Source organism: Zoogloea sp. (genome assembly GCF_028689785.1).
Classification (GTDB): Bacteria; Pseudomonadota; Gammaproteobacteria; order Burkholderiales; family Rhodocyclaceae; genus Zoogloea.
On sequence record NZ_JAQVCN010000039.1, the window covers coordinates 33,773 to 44,285 of the forward strand.

The 10,513-nt window shown below is 67.1% G+C and carries 9 protein-coding genes; 7 read left to right on the forward strand and 2 right to left on the reverse strand.

Going from position 1 to position 10,513, the window contains the following annotated elements; translation table 11 throughout:
- Window positions 1–6 precede the first annotated feature (6 nt).
- From PHI64_RS15800 to folD, 6 genes are all read left to right on the forward strand, one after another.
- Window positions 7–387, forward strand: coding sequence for a c-type cytochrome (locus PHI64_RS15800; protein ID WP_299884556.1), 381 nt, complete (start codon window positions 7–9; stop codon window positions 385–387).
- A 175-nt stretch (window positions 388–562) separates the two neighbouring features.
- Complete coding sequence (locus PHI64_RS15805; RefSeq protein WP_299884560.1) at window positions 563–2,086, forward strand: ATP-binding protein; 1,524 nt, start codon at window positions 563–565, stop codon at window positions 2,084–2,086.
- A gap of 31 nt (window positions 2,087–2,117) precedes the next feature.
- Window positions 2,118–2,816 carry a response regulator gene (locus tag PHI64_RS15810; protein WP_299884563.1) on the forward strand — a complete coding sequence of 233 codons (699 nt, stop codon included), beginning with the start codon at window positions 2,118–2,120 and terminating at the stop codon, window positions 2,814–2,816.
- Window positions 2,817–3,054: 238 nt separating this feature from the next.
- Window positions 3,055–4,185 (forward strand): aminomethyltransferase family protein, encoded by a 1,131-nt coding sequence (locus PHI64_RS15815; RefSeq protein WP_299884566.1) that lies wholly within the window; start codon window positions 3,055–3,057, stop codon window positions 4,183–4,185.
- A 166-nt stretch (window positions 4,186–4,351) separates the two neighbouring features.
- Window positions 4,352–5,215 carry a formyltetrahydrofolate deformylase gene (gene purU / locus PHI64_RS15820; protein ID WP_299884569.1) on the forward strand — a complete coding sequence of 288 codons (864 nt, stop codon included), beginning with the start codon at window positions 4,352–4,354 and terminating at the stop codon, window positions 5,213–5,215.
- A 282-nt stretch (window positions 5,216–5,497) separates the two neighbouring features.
- Window positions 5,498–6,403 (forward strand): bifunctional methylenetetrahydrofolate dehydrogenase/methenyltetrahydrofolate cyclohydrolase FolD, encoded by a 906-nt coding sequence (folD, locus tag PHI64_RS15825; RefSeq protein ID WP_299884572.1) that lies wholly within the window; start codon window positions 5,498–5,500, stop codon window positions 6,401–6,403.
- Here folD and PHI64_RS15830 read toward each other — a convergent pair.
- Together PHI64_RS15830 and PHI64_RS15835 are read right to left on the reverse strand one after the other, a co-directional pair.
- Window positions 6,390–7,748 (reverse strand): AarF/ABC1/UbiB kinase family protein, encoded by a 1,359-nt coding sequence (locus PHI64_RS15830; RefSeq protein WP_299884575.1) that lies wholly within the window; start codon window positions 7,746–7,748, stop codon window positions 6,390–6,392. The genes folD and PHI64_RS15830 overlap by 14 nt on opposite strands.
- A 4-nt stretch (window positions 7,749–7,752) precedes the next feature.
- A complete protein-coding gene (locus PHI64_RS15835; protein WP_299884578.1) occupies window positions 7,753–9,282 on the reverse strand; it encodes a helicase HerA-like C-terminal domain-containing protein in 1,530 nt (509 codons plus the stop codon).
- Window positions 9,283–9,465: 183 nt separating this feature from the next.
- Between PHI64_RS15835 and PHI64_RS15840 the strand changes: the two genes are divergently transcribed.
- Window positions 9,466–10,194, forward strand: a complete 729-nt coding sequence (locus PHI64_RS15840) for a YebC/PmpR family DNA-binding transcriptional regulator (RefSeq protein WP_299884580.1) — start codon at window positions 9,466–9,468, stop codon at window positions 10,192–10,194.
- Window positions 10,195–10,513: the final 319 nt, after the last annotated feature.

The window sequence follows — 10,513 nt, forward strand, 5'->3', positions numbered from 1 at the left end:
GGTGAAATGAAACTCCGTTCCCTACCTTTCGGCCTGCTGCTGCTTTACATGCTGTCCGGCGGCGGTCATCGCGCCCAGGCCGCGGACCTGGAGCGTGGCAGAGACGTCTTTGCCACCGAGTGCGCTGAATGCCACAGCGTACGGGAGGGCAAGAACAAGAAGGGGCCGACCCTGTTCGCCATCGTCGGCCGCAAGGCCGGGGCAGTCGCCGACGCCACCTACTCCGATCCACTGAAAGCCAGCGGCATTACCTGGACGCCGGAGCGTATCGATGCCTACGTGAGCAACCCCCGCAAGGCCGTGCCGGGGGGCAAGATGAAGTATGACGGGCTGGCCAGCGGCACCGAGCGGGCCGACCTGCTGGCCTACCTCGCCACCCTGAAGTAGGCGATACCTGGCTTTCTCCCGCAGGGGGAGGCCGGTCAGCCCCTTCACGGCGGGGGCGATGGGCGCGTGGGAGGCGGGGGCTGACGCCATTGGCATGAGTTTCATGTGGGGCGCGAAAGTTGCTTTTTGGTGATGTGCGCCGAAGGGCGGCGCAACCCTCACAGGCTTCCCGACCGTGCTCCATCGTTATCCCCTGCTGTCCCGTTTGAGCTTGATGCTGGCCTGCCTGGCCAGCCTGGCGGTGGGCCTGTTCTTCAGCGCCGGCCTGGCCGTGCGCCTGGAACTGGCGGCCCGGGCCGCCCCGGGCGGCGAGCTTGCGTCACGCCTGGCTGGGGTGGTGTTGATGCAGGCGGTGCTGGCCCTGCTGTTTCTGGTGGGCTGCGCCCTGATCGTGCGCGGCGCCTGGAAGGTGCTGGCCCTGCGCACCGATCTCGCCCTGGCGAGGGTGGCCGCGCACACCGCTGGTGCGGTGGCGGCACCGGCCGGGGGCGCAGACGAGATCGACCGCCTGGTGCGTGCCCTGGACGGGGTGGCCGACCAGCTGGGCGGGCGCCTGGCCGACGGCGAGCGCCTGTCCCGCCACGCCCGCGAGCAGGAGCGCTTTGCCGCCCGCTCCCTGGAATTCATCTACCGGGCCTGTGCCTGTCTGGCCGAGAACAGCGCCAGTACGCCCTGGCTGACCGCTCTGCTGGAGGACATGGCGGACTGCCTGCAGGCCCGCTGCTGTTCCCTGGCGCTTCTCGACCTGGTGGCCGAAGGGCTGGGCGTGCCGGCCCAGCTGGGCGCACCGCGGCTGGCCCGTCTGCTCGACGAGTTTGACGCGGAGGTGCTGGCCCGGGGCGGCGGCCTGCGCCGCTCGGTGTCCGGCCCGGCGGGGGAGATCGTCGAGCTGGCCGTGCCGGTGCGCGACGCCGACAACATCTACGGGGTGCTGATCGTCGAGGCACCGGGCGAATTCCTTTTCGAGAGCCGTCACAGCCGCCTGGTGGATGCCCTGGCCGCGCTGTTCGCCCTGTCCCTCGGCAACCTGCAGCGCAACCAGCGCCGCCGCCGGCTGGCCCTGATGGACGAACGCAATGCCATTGCCGGCGAGCTCCATGATTCCCTGGCCCAGGCCCTCTCCTACATGAAATTGCAGATCGCCCGCCTGCAGCTGGAGATCGGCCGCAGCTGCGCCGCCTGCGCCCCCGGCGGGCGGGTGCTGGAGGTGTCGGCGGAGATCAAGACCGGGCTGGACAGTGCCTACCGCCACCTGCGCGAGCTGCTCTCCGCCTTCCGCACCAGCATGCCGCCAGGGGGCTTGCAGCAGGCCCTGCGCGAGGTGGTGGAGGAGCTGTCGGCCCGGGCCGGCACCGAGATCGGGCTGGACTACCGGCTTGGTGACGCGTCCCTGTCGGTGAATGAGGAGTTCCACCTGCTGCAGATCGTCCGTGAGGCTCTGACCAACGTGATTCGCCACGCCCGTGCCGACCATGCCCTGATCCGCCTCGACTGCATCGAAGGGGGAGAGGTGCGGGTGCGGGTGGAGGACGACGGCCGCGGTATCCAGCCCGACAGCGGCGGCGAAGGCCACCACGGTGTCTCCATCATGCGCGAACGGGCTCGCCAGCTGGGGGGCAGCCTGAGCCTGCAGGCCGGCAGCGACGACCTGGGCACCTGCGTCGAGATGCGCTTTCGCCCCCGCGCGGCGGGCACCTGAACCCGATGACTCAAACAAGGAAATGAGCGCCATGGATGATGCAATGACGGGCACCCCGCCGGGCGCCGAGGGGGCCTCGATACGCCTCGTGGTGGTGGATGACCACGCCCTGTTCCGCAAGGGCATCGGCCAGCTCCTGTCCATGTATGGCGACATCCAGGTGGTGGCCGAGGCCGCCTCCGGTGCCGAGGGCATCGAGGCGGTGCTCACCCACCGCCCCGACGTTGCCCTGGTGGACCTGCACATGAAGGGCCTCGACGGCATATCGGTGGTGCGCGCCCTGCAGTCGGCGGGCTCGGCCACCCGGCTGGTGATGCTCACCGTGTCGGACTCCAGCTTCGACGTGATGGAGGCCCTCAAGGCCGGGGCCAGCGGCTACCTGCTGAAGGACATGGAGCCGGACGAGTTCTGCCTCAAGCTGCGCCAGGTGGCGGCGGGGGGGACGGTGCTGTCGGCCGAAGTCGGCGGCCTCCTCGCCAAGCCCCTGCCCCCCAGCCGCGAGAGCATAGACGCCGGCTGGGCCTCCCTGACGGTGCGGGAGCAGGAGACCCTGGAGCTGGTGTCCAAGGGCGCCTCCAACAAGATCGTGGCCCGCTCCCTGGGCATCGCCGAAAGCACGGTGAAGGTGCATGTGAAGCACGTGCTGCAGAAGCTCAACCTGCGCAACCGCTTCGAAGCCGCCGTATGGCTGCGCGAGCTGCGCGAAGGAGAACGCAGCGCGTCCATGTAGGGGAGTCAAAGCACCCGTGGGGTCGAATTCATTCGACCTCAGCCCGCCAGATCATCGACATGCCTGTGACCAAAGTCCGCGGTCGAATGAATTCGACCCCACGGGGGCGTCGCGGGCTTCCGGCTGCCCGCGCTGCCGCGCCCCTCTCCCTGAAGTAGTACCAGAGTAGTATTTCCCGCCGCCGGCCCGGCTGGCCTAATGAACTCAATTCCCAAACCCTTTCAGCAAGGAGTTTCAAATGAGTTCATGGAGACTTTCGGTCCTCGCCGACCGCCATCGCGCCCTGGGTTCCGGCCTCGAAGACTGGAACGGCATGGGTACCGCGTGGACCTATTCCACCAGCCTGGCCGACGAGCACGCGGCCATCCGCACCACGGCGGGGCTGATGGATGTGTCGGGGCTGAAGAAGATGCACATCATCGGCCCCCACGCCGAGGCGCTGATCAACTTCGCCACCACCCGCAACGTCAGCAAGCTCTATCCGGGCAAGTCGGTGTACGCCTGCATGCTCAACGAGGCCGGCAAGTTCATCGACGACTGCGTGATCTACCGCAACGGGCCCAACAGTTTCATGGTGGTGCATGGCTCGGGCGCTGGGCACGAGATCCTGACCCGCGGCGCCGTGGGCCGCAATGTGGTGGTGCTGTTCGACGACGACCTGCACGATCTGTCCCTGCAGGGGCCGGCGGCGGTGGATTTTCTGGCCAGACATGTGCCGGGCATCCGCGATCTGCCCTATTTCCACCACCTGCAGACCACCCTGTTCGGGCGTCCGGTCATGCTGTCCCGCACCGGCTACACCGGCGAGCGGGGCTACGAGATCTTCTGCAAGGCGGCCGATGCGCCGCTGATCTGGGACACCATCGTGGCCGAAGGCAAGGCGATGGGCATCATGCCCTGCTCCTTCACCGCCCTGGACTGGCTGCGGGTGGAGAGCTACCTGCTGTTCTACCCCTACGACAACTCCGACATGTACCCCATGGACGGCGAGCCCATCGGCGACAGCCTGTGGGAGCTGGGCCTGGACTTCACCGTGTCGCCCGGCAAGAAGGAGTTCCGCGGCGCCGCCGAGCACTACCGCCTGCAGGGCAAGGAGCGCTTCAAGATCTACGGCGTGGAGCTGGCCAGCAAGGAAGCGGCTCTGGGCGGCGATCCCCTCTACGACGGTGAAACCAAGGTGGGCTTTGTCACCTGTGGCATGTACTCGCGCCTCACCGAGCGCTCCATGGCCATCGCCCGCCTAGATCCTGCCTACGCGGTGGCCGGCCGCAAGCTGGAGCTGCGCGGCGCCAGCCTCACCTGCGGCGCCACCACCCACACCCTGCCGTTTGACGACCCGCAGAAACTCAAGCGCACCGCCAAGGGCTGAGCTCCCGCCCCCGGGGCTGCATCTCCTGTGGGGTCGAATTCATTCGACCACGGACTTCGATCACCGATCTGCCGGCCCGTCAGGCGCGGAGGTCGAATGAATTCGACCCCACAAAAGCACCAGCCCATGCCGCGCCCAGCCCCCCCGACAATAAAAGGAAAACAGCATGAGCACCCCCACCCGACGTTACACCCTGTCCCTGTCCTGCCCCGATCGCGTCGGCATCGTGGCGGCGGTCAGCGCCTTCCTGGCCCACCACAAGGGCTGGATCACCGAGGCCAATCACCACGCCGACGCCGAAGCCAACCGCTTTTTCATGCGCCAGGAGATCCTGGCCGACTCGCTGCCCTTCGGCATCGACACCCTGCGCGACAAGTTCGCCCCCATCGCCGCCGAGTTCCAGATGGACTGGCGCATCAGCGACAGCGCCCGCAAGAAGCGCGTGGTGATCCTGGTGTCCAAGCAGGAGCACTGCCTGTACGACCTGCTGGCGCGCTGGCAGGCCGACGAGCTGAACATCGAGATCCCCTGCGTCATCTCCAACCACGAAACCTTCCGCGGCTTTGTGGAGTGGCACGGCATCCCCTTCCACCACGTACCGGTGACGCCGGAGAACAAGCCCGCCGCCTACGCCAAGGTCGCCGACCTGTTCCGCGAAGCCGAAGGCGACGTGATGGTGCTGGCGCGCTACATGCAGATCCTGTCGCCGGAGCTGTGCGAGAACTACCCGGGGCAGATCATCAACATCCACCACAGCTTCCTGCCCAGCTTCGTCGGGGCCAAGCCCTACCACCAGGCCTACACCCGGGGCGTCAAGCTGATCGGCGCCACCTGCCACTACGTGACCAGCGAGCTCGACCAGGGCCCGATCATCGAACAGGACGTGATCCGGGTGGACCACTCGGACGCCCCCGATGACCTGGTGCGCTACGGCAAGGACATCGAGAAGGCTGTACTCGCCCGCGGCCTGCGCTACCACCTGGAAGACCGGGTGCTGGTGCACGGCAACAAGACCGTGGTGTTCCGTTAAGCCCATGAATAACTCTACTGCGCGTCCCGATCTCGCGACTCCGGTGCTCGCTGTACGCCAGTACAGCTTCGCGCCTCATCGCGACCTCGGGCCTGCTCGCGACGATTTCTTCACGAGCTTGAGAGCGGAAGGCCACATTCACCCGGGCCCCCGTAGGGGCGACTGCAGTCGCCCGCGGACGCCGATCACCGGCTGGCCTGTCATCCACGCACGGAGGTCGAATGAAATCGACCCCACAAAGGCGGCAGCCTGTCCCGCTCCTTCAAGCAAGAGACTGAACCCATGACAGCCCAGATCATTGACGGCAAGGCCCTCTCGAAACAACTCCGCGAAGGCTTCAAGGCCCGCGTCGGCGCCCTTGTGGCCCAGGGCGTCACCCCCGGCCTGGCGGTGATCCTGGTGGGCGACAACCCGGCCAGCCGGGTTTATGTGGGCAACAAGGTGAAGGCCTGCGAGGAGTGCGGCGTGCGCTCCTTTCACATCGCCCTGCCGGGCGACACCTTAGAGTCGGAAGTCCTCGCCACCATCGCCCGCCTCAACGCCGACCCGGCCGTGCACGGCATCCTGATCCAGCTGCCTCTGCCGCCCCACATCGACGGGCGCAAGGTGCTGGAGGCCATCAGCGTGCACAAGGACGTGGACGGTTTTCACCTCTACAACGTCGGCGGGCTGGTGGTGGGCAACACCATCTTCCCGCCCTGTACCCCCTACGGCGTGCAGCTGCTGCTCGACACCACCGGCACCGACGTGGCTGGCAAGAACGTGGTGGTGGTGGGCGCCAGCAACATCGTCGGCAAGCCCATGGCCTTGATGCTGCTGCAGCGCGAAGCGACAGTGACGATCTGCCACGCCAAGACCCGCGACCTGGCCCAGCACACCATCCTGGCCGACATCCTCATCGTGGCCGCCGGCAAGCCGGGGCTGATCGTGCCGCAGATGGTCAAGCAGGGCGCCATCGTCATCGACGTGGGCATCAACCGTTTGCCCGACGGGCGCATCGTCGGCGATGTGGATTTCGAGGGGGTGAAGGAGAAGGCCAGCTGGATCACCCCGGTGCCCGGCGGTGTCGGCCCCATGACGGTGACCATGCTGATCGAGAACACCCTGCGCTCGGCGGAGCGCGCGCTGCGCATGCGCCAGACCGACGACTATCAGGATTGGGAAGCCCCGGTGCTCAAAGGGGCTTGAGGGGGGGAGTGGCCTCGACGGCGTGGTGCAGGAACAGGGCGCGGATATCCACCCGGGCCTTGAGCCGCGCCGCCAGCAGGTAGAGGCCGCCGATCTTGCGGTGCAAAAACAGGGCATCGGCCGGCGGGGTGTGCCAGAACTCCCGGTCCATGCCCAGCCTGAGGCCCACGTCGCGGATGCGCAGGGCCAGGTCTGAGCTGCCGAAGTCGTAGGGGCCACTGTGGCGCAGGGGCTCGCAGGCCTGGGTGAAGATGTCCAGCACCAGGCGGCGATGGTGGTCCCGGATGTCTGCCTGAAAATAGCCGATCTCGCTGGCGGCGGCGTTCATGCCGGCGGTGTCGCCCAGGGCGCCGCCGCTCAGCAGGCGCCGGTAGGCATCCACCATGGCGGGGGAGTAGGCCCGGGTGGCGCCGAAGTCCAGCAGTACCAGGCGGCGGGAGGCGGTGTCGTAACGGTAGTTGGCGAAATTGGGGTCGGTCTGGACCAGATGAAACTCCAGGATCTCCCGGAAAAGCAGGGAGAACAGCAGGCCCATCACCCGGTCGCGCTCCGCCTGGGGTGCGGACTCCAGCGACTCCACGGGAACGCCGTCCACGAAGCCCATGACCAGAATGTCGGGGGTGGTGAGCCCCTTGTGCACCCAGGGCAGGGTGTAGTCCGGGCTGTCGGCCAGCAGGGCGCCGAAGCGCTGGAGCTGTTCCCCCTCCCGCAGGTAGTCGGCTTCTTCTTGGAGCTGACGCTTGGCCTCGCCGAGTAGGGGCGCCACATCCAGGGTGGATGGCAGCAGCCCCGACAGGCGCAGCAGGGTGGCAACGTTGTCCACATCGCTGGAAATGCTCTGGCGCAGGCCCGGGTATTGCACCTTGATGGCCAGGGGCTGCCCGCCCAGGGTTTCGGCGGCATGCACCTGGCCGATGGAGGCGGCGGCCATGGGCGTGAAGGAAAAGCGCCTGAACTGTTTCTCCCAGCCAGGCCCCCAGCCGGCCTCCAGCACCGTGACCAGCTGGCTCATGGGCATGGGGCGGGCGTCGGCGCGCAGGCGGGCGAGGATGTCGGCGAACTCGGGGGGCAGCAGGTCGCCAGCGTCCATGGACAGCAGCTGCCCCACCTTCATGGCCGCGCCGCGCAGCTGGGCGAGCTGGTCGGTGACCCGGCGGGCGTTGGCCGGCGTCAGCAGCAGCTCACCGACACTGGGCCGGCGGCCCTGGGCGAGCTGGCGCAGGCCCTCGGCGAGCATGCCGCCCGCCACCCCCGAGGCGAGGCCGCCCAGCCGCGCGAGGCGCGACAGGCGGCTGCCGGGAACGGCGAAGGGGGCAGGGGGCTTGGGCGTGTGCTTGTCGGACACGGGCTCAGCGACGCCGGCTGCCGCCGCCGAGAATGGAGCCGAGCACGCCGCGCACGATCTCCCGCCCGATGGTGGAGCCGACGGTGCGGGCCACGCTCTTGGCTGCGGTTTCGGCCAGGCCGGGGTGACGCCCGCCGCGGGGGCCCGTGCTGCCAAAAAGAATGTCGCTGAGGCCGCCGAAGAGGCCGCCGCCGCTCTCTTCTGCCGGGGCCGCCTGACCATTGCGAGGAGCCGGGCTGCCGGCTGCCGGGGCTGTGCCGGCACGGCCCTGGAGTTTCTCGAAGGCGGACTCACGGTCCACCACTTCCTCGTAGTGCCCGTAGATCACCGAGCTTTCGATGGCGGCCTTGCGTTCACTGGGGGTGAGGGGGCCGAGGCGTGAGGCCGGGGCAATGATGGAGGCGCGCTCGACGATGTGGGGGCGGCCCTTTTCATCGAGGAAGGAGATCAGGGCCTCGCCCACGCCCAGCTCTGTGATGACCGTGGCGGCGTCGAACTCGGGGTTGGCACGCATGGTTTCGGCGGCGGTCTTGACGGCCTTCTGGTCCCGTGGGGTGAAGGCGCGCAGGGCGTGCTGGACGCGGTTGCCGAGCTGGCCGAGGACGGTATCGGGCACATCCAGCGGGTTCTGGGTGACGAAGTACACGCCGACGCCCTTGGAGCGGATCAGGCGTACCACCTGCTCGATCTTCTCGAGCAGGGCCTTGGGGGCCTCGTTGAAGAGCAGGTGGGCCTCGTCGAAGAAGAACACCAGCTTGGGCTTGTCCACGTCGCCCACTTCGGGCAGTTGCTCGAAGAGCTCGGCGAGCATCCACAGCAGGAAGGTGGAGTACAGCTTGGGGGCGTTGTAGAGCTTGTCGGCGGCCAGGATGTTGATCACGCCGCGGCCGTCGGCGTCGGTCTGCATCAGGTCGGCGATGTCGAGCATGGGCTCGCCGAAGAACTTGTCGCCGCCCTGGGCCTCGATGCCCAGCAGGCCGCGCTGGATGGCGCCGATGGAGGCGGCGGAGATGTTGCCGTACTGGGTGGTGAATTCCTTGGCGTTGTCACCCACGTACTGGATGGTGGCGCGCAGGTCCTTCAGGTCGATGATCAGAAGGCCCTGGTCGTCGGCGATCTTGAACACCAGCTGGAGCACGCCGGCCTGGGTGTCGTTGAGGTTGAGCAGCCGGGCCAGCAGCATCGGGCCCATGTCGGAGATGGTGGCCCGCACCGGGTGGCCGGCTTCGCCGAAGACGTCCCAGAACACGGCGGTGTTGGCCCGGGGCGTGAACTCGGTGATGCCCAGGGCGGCCAGGCGCTCCTTGAGCTTGGGCGATTCGACGCCCGCCGCGCCAACGCCGGACAGATCGCCCTTTACATCGGCCATGAACACCGGAACGCCGATGCTGGCGAAGGCCTCGGCCATCTTCTGCAGGGTGACGGTCTTGCCGGTGCCGGTTGCGCCGGTGATGAGGCCGTGGCGGTTGGCCAGCTGGGGCAGCAGATGGATTTCCTTGTCCTTGGACTTGGCGATGAGCAGCGGCGCGGTCATGAATCTCTCCTGGCAGACGGGGGCGAAAAAGCGGTGGACGGGATTATCGGGCAAGGATCTGCCCTGGGCATCAAAACCGGTGGAATCCCGATGAAATTGACGCGGATCAGTCCCGAAGCTGCGCGAAAAACAGGTGGCGGGGTAAAATCGCGCCTTTACGTCGCGAAGCAAGGACACAGAATCATGGCGGGTCATTCCAAGTGGGCCAATATCCAGCACCGCAAGGGCCGGCAGGACGAGAAGCGCGGCCGGGTCTTCTCCCGGCTGGCCAAGGAAATCACCGTGGCAGCCCGCATGGGCGGAGGCGATGCCGCCTTCAACCCGCGCCTGCGCCTGGCGGTGGACAAGGCCAAGGCCGTCAACATGCCCGCCGACAACATCGATCGTGCCGTCAAGAAGGGCACCGGCGAGCTGGAAGGCGTGACCTATGAAGAATCGCGCTACGAGGGCTACGGCATTGCCGGCGCCGCGGTGATGGTGGACTGCCTGACCGACAACAAGACCCGCACCGTGGCCGATGTGCGCCATGCCTTCAACAAGTACGGCGGCAACATGGGCACCGACGGCTGTGTGGCCTTCCAGTTCAAGCACTGCGGCCAGCTGCTGTTTGCGCCGGGCACTTCGGAGGACGCGCTGATGGAGGCCGCCCTCGAAGCCGGCGCCGATGATGTGGCCACCAATGACGACGGTTCCATCGAGGTGCTGACCGATCCCTACCAGTTCGGCGAGGTGCGCGAAGCTCTCGAAAAGGCTGGCTTCACTGCAGAGTTCGGCGAAGTCACCATGAAGCCCCTCAACGAGACCGAACTGGTCGGCGATGATGCCTTGCGCATGCAGAAGCTGCTCGACGCGCTGGAGTCTCTGGACGACGTGCAGGCGGTGTATACCTCGGCCGCCATGGACGAGGAGTAAGTTCCTTCCCCGGCCAGCCCCGTGACGCGGGGTATGGCACCTGTGGAGGCGAGTTCATCCACGCTTGATGCCTGGCGTCACAGGTGGGCAGGTGATCAACGGCCCGTACGCAGCTCTCCCGTGGGGTCGAATTCATTCGACCTCGGACTTGGATTAACGGCATGCCGATGATTCAGACGACTGAGGTCAATAAGATGGACTCCTCCCTCCTTCAACGGCTTCGATGAGCCAGACTGGGAAGTGTCACCCCCCGGTCAATCAGAAAGAAGGAGTCCGTCATGAAGATTACGCGCATTGGCCTTGATCTGGCGAAGAGCGT

What these genes read in the sequence shown, in the direction of transcription:
- PHI64_RS15800 (WP_299884556.1), top strand. Translation starts at nt 7, where the DNA reads ATGAAACTCCGTTCCCTACCTTTCGGCCTGCTGCTGCTTTACATGCTG.
- PHI64_RS15810 (WP_299884563.1), top strand. Translation starts at nt 2,118, where the DNA reads ATGGATGATGCAATGACGGGCACCCCGCCGGGCGCCGAGGGGGCCTCG.
- PHI64_RS15815 (WP_299884566.1), top strand. Translation starts at nt 3,055, where the DNA reads ATGAGTTCATGGAGACTTTCGGTCCTCGCCGACCGCCATCGCGCCCTG.
- purU (WP_299884569.1), top strand. Translation starts at nt 4,352, where the DNA reads ATGAGCACCCCCACCCGACGTTACACCCTGTCCCTGTCCTGCCCCGAT.
- folD (WP_299884572.1), top strand. Translation starts at nt 5,498, where the DNA reads ATGACAGCCCAGATCATTGACGGCAAGGCCCTCTCGAAACAACTCCGC.
- PHI64_RS15835 (WP_299884578.1), bottom strand. Translation starts at nt 9,282, where the DNA reads ATGACCGCGCCGCTGCTCATCGCCAAGTCCAAGGACAAGGAAATCCAT.
- PHI64_RS15840 (WP_299884580.1), top strand. Translation starts at nt 9,466, where the DNA reads ATGGCGGGTCATTCCAAGTGGGCCAATATCCAGCACCGCAAGGGCCGG.